The organism is Streptomyces scopuliridis RB72 (assembly GCF_000718095.1).
GTDB lineage: Bacteria > Actinomycetota > Actinomycetes > Streptomycetales > Streptomycetaceae > Streptomyces > Streptomyces scopuliridis.
The window spans coordinates 136,217-151,478 of the sequence record NZ_JOEI01000013.1; the positions used below are offsets into that span (position 1 = coordinate 136,217).

The window sequence follows — 15,262 nt, forward strand, 5'->3', positions numbered from 1 at the left end:
CCGCCGGGTAACATGGCCGACACGGCAGACGAGCCGGGCGGACGGCCGCGTGGAGCCCCCTGGGGCTTCCCGAGGAACGTCCGGACTCCACAGGGCAGGGTGGTGGCTAACGGCCACCCGGGGCGACCCGCGGGACAGTGCCACAGAAAACAGACCGCCGGGGACCGTATCCGTACGGGCCTCGGTAAGGGTGAAACGGTGGTGTAAGAGACCACCAGTGCCCAGGGTGACCTGGGCAGCTAGGTAAACCCCACCCGGAGCAAGGTCAAAAGGGAGCACCCCGGTGCTCCTGCGCGGACGACCGAGGGCTGCCCGCCCGAGTCCGCGGGTAGACCGCACGAGACCGGTGGCAACGCCGGTCCTAGATGGATGGCCGTCTCCCGGCCGGCCGCGAGGCCGACCGGCGACAAAATCCGGCGTACAGCCCGACTCGTCTGCCGCTCTCGCCCCAGGCTCCCGATGCGGTAAAACTGTCGTGCTGGGAGAGCTGGGGGAGAGAAGTGGCGGTTCGCGGAGTTGGTCCGGGCAGTGGCGTCGTCCGACGCGGATCGCGCCGAAGGCATGGCTCGTGCCTATGTCGCCACCCACGCGGATCCGGACCGGGACTCGGACTACGCGGTCCGTATTCTCGCGGCCGTGGCCGAGGGAATCGCCGAGGCGGGTGATCAGGAACGCGCCCGGGGCCTGCTGGCCGATCTGGAGGCCACGGCCAACTCCGTCACCAGGCACAACCAGCGGAACTGGTCCTTCGCCCGGCTGTCCCGAGCCGCCGTGAAGTCCGGTGACCTCGACCTCGCCGAGCGCAGCGCCCGCCTCATCACCAACCCTCGTGCCAAGGGTTTCGCCTTCGCGGAGCTGGCAGAGGCAGCGCACACCGGCCCGCGGGCGGAGCGCTGGGTCGCGGAGGCTCTGCACCTGGCCGGCTGGGCGGCGTCCTTGGATGCCCTCGTGGCCGTCGCCGAAGAAGTCGTGCCCGTGGTCGCGGACGAGTATGTGCGGCTTACGCGCGTGTCCCGATAGCCGCCGCTGGGACCGCGGGCGCCGCGGGCCGGCTGTGTGAGCACACGTACGGGCTGTCGAGGGGCCGCGCTCAGGGGTGACGTGGGGACGATTCGCTGACGGGCGCGGGGGGCGGGGGCACACTGACGGACCGGAGGTGGTCGGCAGTGTCGATTCATCAGGTGTCGTGTCCGGAGCGGATTCTCTTTCTCGACGAGGAGATGGCCGCGCTCGACAGGCTGGAGGGCGGGTTCCGGTCCGAGCGGGTGTTGTGGTGTGCGCTGGAGGCGGGGCATGAGGGGTTGCATCATGTGATCGCGCAGTGTGTGCGCGGGTCGGAGACGGCGGCTCCATGGGTCATGTGGGCGCGCTGGCCGGATACGGGGGAGTACGGGCCGGAGCGGGAGCTGCTTCGGCTGGAGTCGTGTCCGGAGAAGTTCCTGGCCGGGAATGTGTCGGAGGAGAGCTGCTGTCTTCCGGAGGGGCACGCGGGACGGCACGGATTCGAGTTCGGGCCGCCCATCCGGGAGGCGGATGTGATGCCGGACTGGCTGCTGCGCCGGTTCTTCGGATGACGCCGGGGGTGCGGCCAAGGGGGTGACGCCCGAGGGGCGGGGCGGCGCCGGACGGTGTAGGGATGGAGAGGACTCCGCAGCGCTTCCAGCACCCAGGCACCCAGGCACCCGGGTATCCGGGCACCCGGGTATTCAGGCATCCGGGTATTCAGGCATCCGGGTATCCAGGCATCCGGGTATCCGGACACCCGGGTATCCGGACACCCAGGCATCGACGCATCGAGGGAGAGCCCATGACCATCTCTGTGGACAAGCTCAGCGACCCCGCGGTCCGCGCGTTCGTGCGTGCGGTAAACAAGGGTGACCGTGAGGCGTTCCGGGACGCGCTCGCGCCCGGGGCGACCATGTCGGACGACGGGTCCGAGCGGGATCTCGACGAGTGGACCGACCGGGAGATCTTCACCTCGCGCGGGCGCATGGACGTCGAATCGCAGTCGGACAGCGGGCTGGCGCTGGTCGCGCGCTACAGCAATGACACCTGGGGCGAGATGCGGACCGCGTGGCGGTTCACGGTCGAGGACGGGAAGGTCGAGCGGTTCGAGACCGGGCAGGCGTGACGGGCCCCCTCACACGCGTGGGCTTGTTTTCGTGGGCGCCGCTTGTCTTCGTGTGCGCTTCAACTCCTAGCGTTCCCTCCATGGAATCCTTGGAGAGCAGAACACTGGGACACAGCGGGATCACCGTCGGCGCGCTCGGCTTCGGGTGCTGGGCGATCGGCGGTGAGTGGCAGGACACCGCCGGCAATCCGCTCGGCTGGGGCGCGGTCGACGACGAGGAGTCGGTGGCTGCGATCCGGCGGGCGATCGAGCTTGGGGTCACCTTCTTCGACACGGCCGACGCGTACGGCACGGGCCACAGCGAGCGGGTGCTCGGGCGCGCGGTACGGGGGCGGCGGGACGAGGTCGTCATCGCCACCAAGTGGGGGATCGTGTGCGACGAGGCGACCAAGACCCTGACGGGCACCGATGACACACCCGCGTACGCGCGGCGCGCGCTCACCGCGTCGCTGCGCCGGCTCGACACCGATCACATCGACCTCTACCAGCTGCATCTGTCCGACGCCGCACTCGACCGGGCAACCGAACTCCGCGATCTCTGCGAGGAGTTCGTACGCGAGGGGCTGATCCGCGCGTACGCCTGGAGCACCGACGACGCGGAGCGCGCCGCGCTCTTCGCCGAGGGGGCGCACTGCGCGGCCGTGCAGCACGCCTGCAATGTGCTTGAGGACGCGCCGGAGATGTTCGCGCTGTGCGCGGAGCGCGACCTCGCGAGCGTCAACCGCAGTCCGCTCGCGATGGGGCTGCTGGCCGGGCGGTCCGGGGTCGGCGCCCGGGGTGTGTCCGAGGCCGGACGGGACATCCGGACCGTGCCCCCGGCCTGGCTGCGCTGGTTCGGGGAGGGCGGGGTGCCGGCCCCCGAGTGGGCGGCGCGCGTCGATTCCGTACGGGATGTCCTCACCAGCGACGGCCGCACCCTCGCGCAGGGCGCGCTGGCCTGGCTGTGGGCGCGCAGCCCGCATACGGTGCCGATCCCGGGCTTCCGCTCGGTCGCCCAGGCCGAGGAGAACGCCGGAGCCCTCGCGTACGGGCCGCTGCGCGACAGCCAGATGAAGGAGATCCGCGACCTGCTGGCCGCGTAGCGCTATCCCTGGGACCGCTCCGGGATCCGGGCGCCCGCGCCGCCCACCCGGACGCGCGGGTCGCCCGGCCGAAGTTCCACCGTCAGCACACCCGGGCGGCCCATGTCCGCGCCCTGGTGGAGGGTGAGCACCGACTCGCCCGGTACGACGCCGAGTTCACGCGCGTACGCACCGAACGCCGCCGCCGCGGCTCCCGTCGCCGGATCCTCGACGACGCCGCCCACCGGGAACGGGTCGCGGACATGGAAGACGGTCGCGGACTCCCGCCAGACAAGCTGAATGGTCGTCAGATCCAGCCGCGTCATGAGCTTTTCGAGGCGCTCGAAGTCGTACGAGAGATCCGCCAGCCGGGCCCGGGTCGCGGCGGCCAGGACGAGGTGGCGGGCCCCGGCGAAGGCGATACGGGACGGCAGCGCCGGGTCGAGATCGGTCGCCGGCCAGCGGAGCGCGGCGAGCGCCTCCCGTACGTCCTGGCTGCCGACCTCGGTGACGTACGGCTCGACGCTGGTGAGCGTGGCCCGCAGCGCGCCGTCCTGCTCGGTGACCGTCACCGGGACGGTCCCGGCGCGGGTCTCGAAGACGAGATCGCCGGGGCCGGCCCGCTCGGCGAGCGCGACGGCGGTGGCGACCGTGGCATGTCCACAGAAGGGGACCTCGGCCTTCGGGCTGAAGTACCGCACGGTGAACGCCCGGCCCGGCTCACCGAGCCCCTCCGGCGGCGCGGTCAGAAACGCGGTCTCGCTGTACCCCACCTCCGCCGCGATCGCGAGCATCGCGTCATCACCGAGCCCGGCCGCGTCCAAGACGACACCGGCCGGGTTGCCGCCCTCGGGATCGGTCGAGAACGCGGTGTACCGGAGGACTGCTCCGGGATTGGCTGCGGATGCGAAGTGCGGGCTCATGCCTCACCCAACAGCACGGGCGGTCCGGTGCATTCCTTCACGGCGATTCGCCCCTTGGTGTTGATGTTCCGCATGGCGTTCATGGTCGGACGGGGTAAATGCGTTACGTGGGGTACAACGTGGCGCAGCACGCGGTCCTCATCCAGCCGCCATGCGCATGTTGTGCACACGACAGCAGGGCGTCTTCGCCCCCGACTGCAATGCGAGAGACAGCCGCCGTCAGGGGAGGGGCACATGACACCTGTACTTCGCCACGCACCAGCCGGCCCTCCACCGGGCAGCGCGCATTCCCCCGAGCTCAGAGCCGCCGCCGCGCACCTCGGCCGCCGTCGCCTCCTCACCGGCACCGCTGCCGCCGCCGCGCTCGCCTTCGCCGTCAATCTGCCGCGGGCGGGTGTCGCGAGCGCCGCCGAGCTGGACGCCAGGAAGATCGCCGAGGACCCGTTCACCCTCGGCGTCGCCTCCGGGGACCCGAGCCCCGACAGCGCGCTGCTCTGGACCCGGCTCGCGCCCCGCCCGTACGAGGCCGACGGCGGCCTGCCCGCCAACAGGGTCTCCGTACGGTGGGAGCTGGCCCATGACGCGGCCTTCAGCCGGATCGCCAAGCGCGGGGAGACCGACGCGCACCCGGAGTTCAACCACAGCGTGCATGTCGAGGTCCCCGGGCTGGAGTCCGGCCGCGTGTACTACTACCGCTTCCGCACCGGCAGCTGGATCAGCGCGGTCGGCCGCACCCGTACCGCGCCCGCCGCGAGCGCCAGGACGAGTGCGCTGACGTTCGCCGCCGTCTCCTGCCAGGCGTACCACGACGGCTACTTCACCGCGTACAAGCACCTCGCGGCCGAGGATCTCGATGCGGTCTTCCATCTCGGCGACTACCTCTACGAGTACGCCGTCAACTCCGCCGGCGGCGCCCGCAACTACCAGGACCGCGAGCTGCCCGCTCACTTCAACCGCGAGACGGTCACGCTCGACGACTACCGGATGCGGTACGGGCTCTACAAGTCCGACCCGGATCTGCGGGCCGCGCACGCCGCGCACCCCTTCGTCGTCACCTGGGACGACCACGAGACCGAGAACAACTACGCGGGGGACGTCCCCGAGAACGACGTGCCGCCGCAGGAGTTCCTGCTGCGCCGGGCCTCCGCCTACCGCGCGTACTGGGAGAACCAGCCGCTGCGCGCCCCGCAGCGGCCCGACGGACCCGACATGCGGCTCTACCGTCGGCTGCACTTCGGACGGCTCGCGCAGTTCGACATCCTCGACACCCGCCAGTACCGCGACGACCAGGCGTACGGCGACGGCTGGCAGCTGCCGGGCCCGGAGTCCGAGGACCCGGGGCGCACGATGACCGGCCCGAACCAGGAGCGGTGGCTGCTGGACGGCTGGAAGAAGTCCAAGGCGACCTGGAACGTCGTACCGCAGCAGGTGACCTTCGCCCGGCGCCGCAATCTGCCGACGGCCGGGTACAAGCTGTCGATGGACTCGTGGGACGGCTACCCCGCCTCCCGGCAGCGGCTGCTGAACGGGGTCGAGGCGGCAGGTCTCAAGAACTTCATGGTGCTGACCGGGGATGTGCACACCGCTTACGCGTACGACCTGAAGAAGGACTGGGACAACCCGGGGTCGCGCACGCTGGGCACCGAGATCGTGGCGACCTCCGTCTCCAGCGGCAAGGACGGCACGGACCGGCCGTCCAACTGGGCCACGTTCATGGAGGCCAACCCGCACATGAGGTTCTACAACGGGCGGCGCGGATACGTCACGGTGACGCTCGGCGAGCGGCAGGCGCGGGCGGACTTCAAGACGGTCAAGGTCATCACGACGCCCGGCGCCCCGGTCACGACGGCGGCGTCCTTCGTGACCGAGGTGGGCAACCCGGGGCTCAGGCCGGTCTGACGGGCTCAGGCCGTCCTGACGGGCTTGGTCGGCCTGACGGGCTCAGGCCGGACTGCCGGGCTTGGTCGGCCTGACGGGCTCAGGCCGGACTGCCGGAGCTCAGGCCGGACTGCCGGGGCTCAGGCGGCTCTGGCGTCGTCCGCGGGGAAGCGGACGCCGATACGGTCCCGTACCGCGTCGAGCGTCCGCATCACCGCGAGTGTGCCGTCCAGCGGCACCAGCGGGGATTCGGTCGCGCCGGCCCGCAGACAGCGCATCACCTCGGCCGCCTCGTACTGCAGGCCGTGGAGCGCGCCGTCACCGGTGAACTCCTCGGGCTCCGCACCGGCCCGGTGCAGTACGAACCGTTCCGTCGAGAAGAAACCGGACGGCACCTCGATCCGGCCCGCCGTGCCCGTCACCGTCGCCGTCACCGGCGTGCGGGCCGTCACCGAGCAGGTCAGCAGCGCCGTCGCCCCGGAGTCCCAGCCCAGCAGCATCCCCGTGTTGAGATCGACGCCCTCGGGCGAGAGCAGCGCGTCGGCCTGGACGCGGTCGGGCTCGCCCAGCAGCAACTGCGCGAAGGAGACCGGATAGACGCCGAGATCGAGCAGCGCGCCACCGCCGAGCGCCGGGTCACGCAGCCGGTGGCCGGCGTCGAACGGGCCCTGAAGGCCGAAGTCGGCCTGGACGGTACGGATGCTCCCGATCGCACCGTCCCGGACCAGCTCCACCAGCCGCAGGACGACGGGGTTGCAGTACATCCACATGGCTTCCATCAGGAAGAGACCGCGCTCCCGGGCGAGCGACACCAACTCCCCGGCCTCGCGCGCGTTGAGTGTGAACGCCTTCTCGCACAGCACCGGCTTCCCAGCGGCCAGGGCCAGTCCGGCGGCGGACCGGTGCGCGGAGTGCGGGGTCGCCACGTAGACGACGTCCACCTCCTCGTCGGCGAGGAGCCCGGACCAGTCGCCGTACGCCCGGGGGATCCCGAACCGGCCGGCGAACTCCCTCGCGGACGCGTCGCTGCGCGAGGCCACCGCCACCACCTCGGCGTCCGGCAGCTCCCGTACGTCCGTGGTGAACCGCGCGGCGATCCCGCCCGTCGCCAGCACGCCCCACCGGACGGCTCTCCCCTGCGACATCCCTTGCGACATTTCTTGCGACACCTGCTGTGACATCTGTCCTGTTGTCATGGCTGCCCCACATAAAGGTCTCGACCGCTCCCGCTGAGCTGAGAGCATAGGTACGGATTCAACGACATGGAGACAGGAATGCCGGACGGCGGCCGAACCACCGAAGGACGTAAAGGACATATACCGCCCGAGCAGCGTCGCTCGGCACCGATTCCGGAACAGCGGCAGGCACCCCAGCAGGCACCCCCGCAGGACCAGGTGGCGGGCGCGCGCCGTGCCGGGCTGCTGGTCACCCTCGTACTCGGCGGGCTCACCGCGCTGCCCCCGCTGTCCATGGACATGTACCTCCCGGCCCTGCCGGAGGTCACCCGCTCGCTGAACTCACCTGCGGCGACGGTGCAGATCACCCTCACCGCCTGTCTGGCGGGCATGGCGCTCGGCCAGATCGTGGTCGGACCGATGAGCGACAAGTGGGGGCGGCGCCGGCCGCTGCTGCTCGGCATGATCGTGTACGTACTCGCCACCGCGATCTGCGCGCTCGCGCCCACCACCGAACTCCTCATCGGCTTCCGCCTCTTGCAGGGGCTGGCGGGCGCGGCGGGCATCGTGATCGCCCGCGCGGTGGTGCGTGATCTCTACGACGGTGTGGAGATGGCGCGCTTCTTCTCCACCCTGATGCTGATCTCCGGGGTCGCGCCGGTCATCGCGCCCGTGATCGGCGGCCAGGTGCTGCGCCTCACCGACTGGCGCGGCATCTTCGCCGTCCTCACGGTGGTCGGCGTCATCCTCACGCTGGTCGTCTGGAAGTGGCTGCACGAGACGCTGCCGCCGGAGAGGCGGCACAGCGGCGGTACCGTCGCGGCGCTGCGTACGATGCGCGGGCTGATCGCGGACCGGATCTTCACCGGCTACATGCTCGCGGGCGGTCTGGCCTTCGCCGCGCTGTTCGCGTACGTCGCGGCCTCGCCGTTCGTGGTGCAGGAGATCTACGGCGCCTCGCCGCAGACCTTCAGCCTGCTCTTCGGCGTCAACTCCATCGGTCTGATCACCGTCGGCCAGATCAACGGCAAGGTGCTCGTCGGCCGGGTCAGCATGGACCGGGTGCTGGGCTTCGGGCTCCTGGTCATCACCGTCGCGGCGCTGGCCCTGCTGCTGATGACCTCCGGGGTGTTCGGTTCCGTGGGGCTCTTCCCGGTCGCGGCGGCGCTGTTCGTGCTGATGTCCGCGATGGGGCTCGCGATGCCCAACACCAACGCCTCGGCGCTGATGCGGACCCCGCACGCCGCGGGCTCGGCGTCCGCGCTGATCGGTACGTCGTCGTTCCTGATCGGCGCCATCGCCTCGCCGCTGGTGGGCATCGCGGGCGAGGACACGGCCGTTCCGATGGCGGTCGTGCAGCTGGTGTGCGCGGTCGGCTCGCTCGGCTGCTTCCTCGGTTTCGTACGGCCGTGGCAGCACCAGCAGCCGAGGGAGCGCCCGGCCGCCGGCGCCTGACGGTCGCTTCGCTGCCTGCCCGCGCCGGGGCTGGGCCCTCGGCCCTCAGCGCCCTCGGCCCTCAGCCCCGGCGCGGGTAGCCGATCAGATGCGGGCGGTCCTTCGAGTCTGTCCAGCGGAAGAGCCCGACTCCCGACGCCTCCGCGCTGGGCAGCCGGACATTGGTGGCCAGGGCCTCGGGCGTCGCGGTCGTGAGGTCCACCATGACCGGGTTGCCGCCGCCCGCCAGCGCGTCCGCCGTGTTGCGGGCGCTCACCGCGCCGTACGCCGTGCCGTCGTCCGACACGGTGGTCAGGGTCAGCGGCTGGGTGCCGTCCGCCTCCTCGAAGCAGTACGCCTTCTTCGCGTCCAGGTCGAAGGCGAGCCGCCCGGCGATCAGGAAGCGGCCGTCGGGGGAGGCGATGAGGCGCGGGTCCTCGGCCGGGTTGATCGCCGGCTTACGGCACCGCACCTGCGCCACGACCTTGCCGTTCGCCGCGTCGTGCACCGCCCAGACCTCGTGCGTACGAGCGTCCTTGGCAGCTCTTTTCTTCTGCCACTTGGCGAGGATGTAGCCGCTCGCCATCGAGGCGGGCACACCCGAGGCGGTGTCGGTGTCCTTCGGCGCGCTCTGCCGGCTGAACCAGCCGCCGCGTACCCAGAACTCCTTGGCCCCGCCGACCAGCAGCCCCTTCGCGGTGACCCCGTGCACCTCGGTCAGCTTGCGGCACTCCTTGCAGCCCTTGGGGTAGCCGAGCGAGCCGGGCGGGACCTTGACCACATCGCCGGTCTCCGGATCGATGACCGCGCTGGTGGCCTTGCCGTCGCTGATCAGAATGGCGGGTCCCGCGGCGCTCACCTTCGGCGCGTCCACCCAGGGGGTCTCGACCCGCAGGCGGGAGCCGTCGGCCGCGTTGTAGATGTCGAGGGAGACGATGGAGTCGGCGGGGCGCAGCTCGTCCGGGTCGAGTTTCCCGTACGACCAGGTGACGAAGTACTCCTGGTCGTCCTTGGCGACGGACAGCAGCCGGGGGAACCGGTCGGGGGTGAACAGCGGCCGCCAGGGCTCCCCGTCCCAGCCGCGCTCCCCGGTCTCGGGATCGAGCGTCCGCAGCCGGAACCGGTCCGCGCCGGCCCGCTCCAGATAGGCGAGCCGGTTCGTGTCATGGGCGAGGGCGAAGTCGGGGGAGCCGTCCACGATCTCCCAGCCGCGCGCCGCGTCGTATCCGTCCGGCACGCTGAGCCGCGGCGCCCGGTCCACGACATTCGTGACGGCCTTCTTGGCCGCGCCGTCGTCCTTCGTCTTGGCGGCCTTGTTCCCGCCGCAGGTGCTGAGCAGGAGCAGCAGCGCCAGCACGATCACCCCGACGACCAGGGTCAGACGTACGATCCGCTGCCGTATGGTTCCCTCGCCGCCGCCACGGAAGCGACCGCCGCCACGGAAGCGGCTACCCCCGGGCGAGTAGCCGCCTCCACGCGAGAAACGGCTCCCGCGAGAGAAACCGCTGCCGCGGGAGAAGCGGCCTACGCGGGAGAAGCGTCCTCCGCTGGGTACGTCGTCCGGTCGGGGCCGGCGCACGAACCTCTGTTTCATGGTTCCCCTGCTGTCTCACGGCTGTCTCACGAGCCGGCTCAAGTGTCCCCCCGTGAGCGCGGCTGCCGGACAAGGAGCGCCAGCGTAGCAACTGCGCCTGTGCCCACCGCAGTTTGCATGACCGTTATGACTGCCCGCTTCGGGGGGTGAGGTTGCCCGATTCGGCGCGCACGGCCGGGACCGGGCCGCATGTCAGAATTCGACGGTGAACCCCGCCGAGTCCGAGTCCGCCACCGAGTCCGCCACCGAGTCCGCCACCGGGACCGCCACCGGGACCGCCACCGGGACCGCCACCGGGACCGCCACCGGGGCCGCCGCCCTCCCCGCCGCCGAAGCGCTGCGCGCCGCGCTCGCCGGAGTGCTCGACGGGCTGCCGCCCAAGCAGGCGGCAGGGGCCGTCGAGCGGCTGATCGCCAATTACCGGGGCACGACTCCGACCGACGCGCCCGTACTCCGTGACCGCTCCGACGTCGCCGCGTACGCCGCGTACCGGATGCCGGCCACCTTCGAGGCGGTACGGGCCGCGCTGGCGGCCCTGGCGGACGCGGCGCCCGGCTGGGCGCCCGGGAGCCATGTCGATGTGGGCGGCGGTACGGGGGCGGCGGTCTGGGCGGCGGACGCGACGTGGGTGGATCGCCGCGCCACCACGGTCCTGGACTGGGCCGAGCCGGCACTCGCCCTGGGGCGTGAGCTGGCGGCCTCGGGAGCGCCCGCGCTGCGTGCCACGGACTGGCGCCGGGCCAGGATCGGCGGGGAGCTGAATCTGCCGGAGAGCGACCTCGTCACGGTCTCGTACGTACTGAAGGAACTCACCGAACGCGACCGCACCGCACTCGTCACGGAAGCGGCGCGGGCCGGGCAGGCCGTGGTGATCGTGGAGCCCGGTACGCCCGACGGCTATCTGCGGATCATCGAGGCCCGCGATCAGCTCATCGCGGCGGGCTTCCGCGTCGCCGCCCCCTGCCCCCACGACGGCGCCTGCCCGATCGAACGGGGCACGGACTGGTGCCACTTCGCGGCCCGGGTCAGCCGCTCCTCCCTGCACCGCCAGGTCAAGGGCGGCTCGCTGCCGTACGAGGACGAGAAGTTCAGCTATGTCGCGGCGGTGCGGTTCGAGGCGCGCCCGGCGGAGGCCCGGGTGACGCGGAAGCCGCAGATCCGCAAGGGCCAGGTGCTGCTGGACCTGTGTACGAAGGATGACGGCCTGCGCCGGGAGACGGTCACCAAGCGCCACGGACCGCTCTACCGGGCGGCCAGGGACACGGCGTGGGGCGACGCCTGGCCGCAAGCGGGTGCCTGAGCGGGGCTTGGGTTGCCTCGCGGTGCTCTCCAGTGGAACGCCAGGAAACCCAGGGATGACATGTTCGCCCCAGGCAACTGAAGTGGCTCTTCGGCACAACCGCCGTTCCTGAAGCGCCGTCTAAGCGTGTGTTCGGAGACAGCAACCGACCACCTCCGGACCGCCGGCGCCGCTGCGCCAGGTGCTTGACCACCACCAGTTCCGAGAAGGGACACTTCTGCATGCGTAAGCACGGAATCATCGCCGCCGCCACCCTCGCCCTCGCGTTGAGCGGGGGCGTGTTCATCGCGCCCGCCGCCCAGGCGGACACATCGGCCGCGACCGGCCCGGCCACTCTCGTCCACGACGACGGCGCGCTCTGGTACAAGGCCGCCGACGGACAGAAGAACCGACTGAAGGTCTCCGTGAAGGACATCGACGTCGACCCCTCCGAGTTCGGGTCCGACTACCTCATCACCTTCCGCGACCGGGTCGAGATGGCCATCGACGCGTCCGCGAGCGAGTGGGACAGCTGCACGTACCCCTCGGCGACCGATCGCACCGTCGTCCAGTGCACGATCGCCGCCCCTCTCGGCTCCGACGACTCGACCACCTACGCGGTCGACCTCGGCGACGGCGACGACACGGCGACGATCACCTCCGACAGCAGCGCGATCGCCGCGATCCACGGCGGCTCGGGCAACGATGTCCTCAAGGGCACCGGACAGAACCAGTTCAACGGCGGCGACGGCAACGACCGCATCGACGGCGGCAACGGCCTCGGCGCCGACGGCGGCAACGGCGACGACATCCTCACCGGCGCCTGCCAGTACATATGCCGTGGCGGCGCCGGAAACGACTCCGTCACCGGAACCGGCGAGATCAACACCCTGTACGGCGACGACGGCAACGACATCCTGCGCGCCGGCGGCGACAACGACGAGGTCTACGGCGGCAGGGGCAACGACACGCTCTACGGCGAAGAAGGCAACGACACGATGTACGGCAACAGCGGCGACGACGTGCTGTACGGCGGCCCGGGCAACGACACGCTCTCCGGCGGCCCGGGCAAGAACAAGGTGTACCAGGACTAACCAGGGCCGAGGGCCGGGCCGTCACCCGTGAGGGAGCACCGTCCCCTCACGGGTGCGCCCGGCGAAGGCGATGAAGTCGTTCCAGGCGGTGGGGGTGAGCAGGAGCACGGGCCCGGTGGGGGTCTTGCTGTCGCGTACGGGGACGATGCCGGAGGGGACGAGGTTGCGGGCGAACTCGACGCACTCGCCTCCCAGGCCGCTGCTGTAGCTGGACTTTTCCCACTGCGCGTCGGAGAGATCGAATGTGTTCATCGTGTCCAGTCCTTCATCACTTCGCGCAACCTTTTGAGTGACGCTGCCGGGGAGAGCGCGTCGGCACGCATCCGATCGTAGATCAAGCTCGCCTCCGCCACGACCTTCCGGGAGTCGGTGACATGGCCCGCTCCCAGAGTCTCCTGATAGAGCATGTCCGGCTCATCATCGTCGAACTTCAGCAGCGTAAACCCCAAATGCCACGAGATAGCCCCCGAACTGAACGGGAGCAACTGAATCGTGAAGCGAGGGGATTCTGCTTCCTTGATCAGGTGCGCCAACTGCTCAGCCATGACAGCCGGACTACCGATCGTGCGCCGTAGACAGGACTCATCCAGGACGACCCACACCAGTGGGGGGTTCTCGCGCTCCAGTACCTCACGCCGTTTCAACCGGCGTGCAACCTTCGCGGCGGTCTCGTCCAAGTCGTCGGTCGGGCACCCTTTCCGAAACATCGCATGCGCATACGCCTCGGTCTGCAACAGACCGGCGATCAGCCCGTTGCTGAAGGTCAGGGCTGCGGACGCCCGCAGTTCGAGCAGCCTGTACGGCTCGAACCAGTCCGGATACCCACCCTTCTCGGCGCACCGATCCCGTAGCCGCGCGAACATGCCCGGAGTGCCAAACACCTGGTCGCACCCGTCGGCGAATTCCGGACTGGCCATCCGGTCCCCGGCCTCCACCTTCGCTACGTACTGCTGCCCGTACCGCGCGGGAGCGCCCACCTCGCGCTGGCTCAGCCCCTTGCCCAGCCGCCACTCCCGCACCTCGGCACCGAAGTAAGCGGCCCCGCTGACCGGCCCCGTCGCCCTCTTCAGACCGTCCGACATGTGTCGTCCCTCCTCCACCCCAGACCTGGTGTCGTGCTCTCAACTCTGGTCAGCGTACGCGCGAATGCCGATTGTTGGGCACAGACAGTAGTTGCCCGACGACGTAGGGGTGCGTAGATGGATGACCGGAAAACACCGGCCACGGACACGGTCGCGAACACCGAAGACGAGGACTGGGTCGACCGGTTGGTCCCCGGGTGTGTACCGCGCGACTTCGCCGAGCCGACACCGGAGTTGACGGAGCGTGTGGCGTGCGGACTGCGGAGGCTGACCGATGAAGCGAAGTGAGGCGCGCAGGCGTCTGTCGCTGCTGATCGCCGCGTACGGAGTGGACGGTTCGCTCGTCGTACCGACATACACGTACGACCCTGGCGCCGAAGGCGCGGACCTTGCCCCCGGGGACGCGCTCAGGTGGCCGCCGTGCGAGTGCGGCGACCCGTCGTGCCCCGACTCCGCACCCCGCTTCGGCGACGGCGAGGGCGAGCAATGACCGTATCGCTACCGGAACTTGAGCCCGTCCCCGCAACCGACTGCGACGTGTGCGCGGCGCTCTGCCGCCAGCGCGAGGAAGCACGCGCCGTCGGCAACAGCCGCATGGTCCGGGACTGGAACGACGAACTCCGCAATCACCCGCACCGCCGCTCGGGGGACTGGAAGTGAGCCTTCTCGCCCGACCGCTCCCGGTATCGCGGCCGGGACCGGGTGAACTCCGCGTCGGCATGGCGGTGTTCGACCGCCACTACGACATGCCGGCCGAGATCAGCGGCTTCGCCGACCCGATGGTCCTCCTGACCCGCCCCACCGGCCTCCACTGGCGGGTCCACCACATCTCGGTCCGCCCGGCCACGCAGTACGAGAAACGCCAACTACTGGCGCTCGCCGTCCTCCACAGAACACGCCTGAAGGGCCGCTGACACCGTTCTATGCGACGTCGTGACTTGAGTATCCGCCCGCCTTGCCGAGCTGATGCGACGATCCGTAGCGTGCTGAGCACACAGATAGGAAGACGTCTTGAAGGAGGCGGCCCGTGCCCGTGGACGGTTCTAGCCCCATGCTGCTGGACGGCGACGAGTGGCAGGCGTACTTCCGCGACTTCAAGCGCTCCGCGTTCCGCCTGGAAGTGCACCAGACGTACACCATGCCGACAGAGGACGCGACCGTCCGCGACTTCCTGGCCGGAGCGCCGAAGCCGGACGGCTTCAACGTGCCGTGGCACCGGACCATCCGGGATCATGCGGCGGCCGGAAGGACGATGACCCGTGCCAAGGTCGTCCGTCGGCCGCTCACGCCCTACAGCCGCTACCTGTTCGAGTGGTGTATCCCGGGGAATGTGGCAGCCGGGGAGCACTACCAAGTAGTTGATGTGACGGACCAACCGAACCCCGGACTGCCTGAGCAGGACTTCTGGCTGTTCGACGAGGCGACCGTGGTTCATCTGAACTATCGCCCCGACGGGACGCAAATCAATCGGGAACTGATCCAAGACCCGGACATCGGCAAGTATCTCGCATGGCGAGATCTCGCCCTGGAAAGCGCAGTACCGTTCAGCGCCCACTGACGAACCCGACCATCTGGTGGGCGGGTCTATGCAGGAACGCGGGTAACTGATGC

18 protein-coding genes and 1 other RNA gene are annotated in these 15,262 nt (G+C 70.3%); 14 read left to right on the plus strand and 5 right to left on the minus strand.

Annotated elements, in window-relative coordinates:
• The first annotated feature begins 29 nt into the window (after nucleotides 1–29).
• The 5 genes from rnpB (at nucleotide 30) to IF11_RS0118080 (ending at nucleotide 3,213) form a co-directional block, all read left to right on the plus strand.
• An RNA gene (gene rnpB, locus IF11_RS37840) (RNase P RNA component class A) lies at nucleotides 30–437 on the plus strand.
• Between the two features lie 124 nt (nucleotides 438–561).
• Nucleotides 562–1,020 (plus strand): hypothetical protein, encoded by a 459-nt coding sequence (locus IF11_RS0118065; protein WP_133243226.1) that lies wholly within the window; start codon nucleotides 562–564, stop codon nucleotides 1,018–1,020.
• 146 nt (nucleotides 1,021–1,166) lie between these two features.
• Nucleotides 1,167–1,574, plus strand: a complete 408-nt coding sequence (locus IF11_RS40205; RefSeq protein ID WP_030352654.1) for a hypothetical protein — start codon at nucleotides 1,167–1,169, stop codon at nucleotides 1,572–1,574.
• 233 nt (nucleotides 1,575–1,807) lie between these two features.
• Nucleotides 1,808–2,131 carry a nuclear transport factor 2 family protein gene (locus tag IF11_RS0118075; protein ID WP_030352655.1) on the plus strand — a complete coding sequence of 108 codons (324 nt, stop codon included), beginning with the start codon at nucleotides 1,808–1,810 and terminating at the stop codon, nucleotides 2,129–2,131.
• A gap of 80 nt (nucleotides 2,132–2,211) precedes the next feature.
• A complete protein-coding gene (locus IF11_RS0118080; RefSeq protein WP_030352656.1) occupies nucleotides 2,212–3,213 on the plus strand; it encodes an aldo/keto reductase in 1,002 nt (333 codons plus the stop codon).
• 2 nt (nucleotides 3,214–3,215) lie between these two features.
• Here IF11_RS0118080 and IF11_RS0118085 read toward each other — a convergent pair whose 3' ends face one another.
• Nucleotides 3,216–4,115, minus strand: a complete 900-nt coding sequence (locus IF11_RS0118085) for a PhzF family phenazine biosynthesis isomerase (RefSeq protein ID WP_030352657.1) — start codon at nucleotides 4,113–4,115, stop codon at nucleotides 3,216–3,218.
• 234 nt (nucleotides 4,116–4,349) lie between these two features.
• Here IF11_RS0118085 and IF11_RS0118090 point away from each other — a divergent pair, with 234 nt between their 5' ends.
• A complete protein-coding gene (locus IF11_RS0118090) occupies nucleotides 4,350–6,014 on the plus strand; it encodes an alkaline phosphatase D family protein (protein ID WP_030352658.1) in 1,665 nt (554 codons plus the stop codon).
• A 119-nt stretch (nucleotides 6,015–6,133) separates the two neighbouring features.
• On the opposite strand, the gene IF11_RS0118095 is transcribed toward IF11_RS0118090, so the two are convergent.
• Nucleotides 6,134–7,138 carry a Gfo/Idh/MocA family protein gene (locus IF11_RS0118095; RefSeq protein WP_106979196.1) on the minus strand — a complete coding sequence of 335 codons (1,005 nt, stop codon included), beginning with the start codon at nucleotides 7,136–7,138 and terminating at the stop codon, nucleotides 6,134–6,136.
• Between the two features lie 129 nt (nucleotides 7,139–7,267).
• Here IF11_RS0118095 and IF11_RS0118100 point away from each other — a divergent pair, with 129 nt between their 5' ends.
• Nucleotides 7,268–8,623: a multidrug effflux MFS transporter gene (locus tag IF11_RS0118100; RefSeq protein WP_051746029.1), complete on the plus strand. Its 1,356-nt coding sequence runs from the start codon at nucleotides 7,268–7,270 to the stop codon at nucleotides 8,621–8,623.
• 61 nt (nucleotides 8,624–8,684) lie between these two features.
• On the opposite strand, the gene IF11_RS0118105 is transcribed toward IF11_RS0118100, so the two are convergent.
• A complete protein-coding gene (locus tag IF11_RS0118105) occupies nucleotides 8,685–10,004 on the minus strand; it encodes a hypothetical protein (protein WP_030352661.1) in 1,320 nt (439 codons plus the stop codon).
• Nucleotides 10,005–10,533: 529 nt separating this feature from the next.
• Here IF11_RS0118105 and IF11_RS0118110 point away from each other — a divergent pair.
• Nucleotides 10,534–11,496 carry a small ribosomal subunit Rsm22 family protein gene (locus IF11_RS0118110; protein ID WP_030352662.1) on the plus strand — a complete coding sequence of 321 codons (963 nt, stop codon included), beginning with the start codon at nucleotides 10,534–10,536 and terminating at the stop codon, nucleotides 11,494–11,496.
• A gap of 221 nt (nucleotides 11,497–11,717) precedes the next feature.
• Nucleotides 11,718–12,569 carry a calcium-binding protein gene (locus IF11_RS0118115; RefSeq protein ID WP_030352663.1) on the plus strand — a complete coding sequence of 284 codons (852 nt, stop codon included), beginning with the start codon at nucleotides 11,718–11,720 and terminating at the stop codon, nucleotides 12,567–12,569.
• A 21-nt stretch (nucleotides 12,570–12,590) separates the two neighbouring features.
• Here the strand turns inward: IF11_RS0118115 and IF11_RS0118120 are convergent, their stop codons facing one another.
• Complete coding sequence (locus IF11_RS0118120; protein ID WP_030352664.1) at nucleotides 12,591–12,821, minus strand: DUF397 domain-containing protein; 231 nt, start codon at nucleotides 12,819–12,821, stop codon at nucleotides 12,591–12,593.
• Nucleotides 12,818–13,651 (minus strand): helix-turn-helix domain-containing protein, encoded by an 834-nt coding sequence (locus tag IF11_RS0118125; protein WP_030352665.1) that lies wholly within the window; start codon nucleotides 13,649–13,651, stop codon nucleotides 12,818–12,820. The genes IF11_RS0118120 and IF11_RS0118125 overlap by 4 nt, the downstream gene beginning before the upstream one ends.
• Nucleotides 13,652–13,768: 117 nt before the next feature.
• Here IF11_RS0118125 and IF11_RS40910 point away from each other — a divergent pair, with 117 nt between their 5' ends.
• The 5 genes from IF11_RS40910 (at nucleotide 13,769) to IF11_RS0118150 (ending at nucleotide 15,209) form a co-directional block, all read left to right on the plus strand.
• The gene (locus tag IF11_RS40910) at nucleotides 13,769–13,939 is read left to right on the plus strand and encodes a hypothetical protein (RefSeq protein ID WP_157848440.1); all 171 of its coding nucleotides are present in this window, start codon (nucleotides 13,769–13,771) and stop codon (nucleotides 13,937–13,939) included.
• On the plus strand, nucleotides 13,926–14,141 hold the full coding sequence (locus tag IF11_RS40915; protein ID WP_030352666.1) for a hypothetical protein: 216 nt from the start codon (nucleotides 13,926–13,928) through the stop codon (nucleotides 14,139–14,141). Before IF11_RS40910 ends, IF11_RS40915 begins: the two co-directional genes overlap by 14 nt.
• A complete protein-coding gene (locus IF11_RS41345) occupies nucleotides 14,138–14,311 on the plus strand; it encodes a hypothetical protein (RefSeq protein ID WP_165840634.1) in 174 nt (57 codons plus the stop codon). The genes IF11_RS40915 and IF11_RS41345 overlap by 4 nt, the downstream gene beginning before the upstream one ends.
• Nucleotides 14,308–14,565 carry a hypothetical protein gene (locus IF11_RS0118145; RefSeq protein ID WP_244888237.1) on the plus strand — a complete coding sequence of 86 codons (258 nt, stop codon included), beginning with the start codon at nucleotides 14,308–14,310 and terminating at the stop codon, nucleotides 14,563–14,565. The genes IF11_RS41345 and IF11_RS0118145 overlap by 4 nt, the downstream gene beginning before the upstream one ends.
• 137 nt (nucleotides 14,566–14,702) lie before the next feature.
• Complete coding sequence (locus IF11_RS0118150) at nucleotides 14,703–15,209, plus strand: DUF6879 family protein (protein WP_030352668.1); 507 nt, start codon at nucleotides 14,703–14,705, stop codon at nucleotides 15,207–15,209.
• Nucleotides 15,210–15,262: the final 53 nt, after the last annotated feature.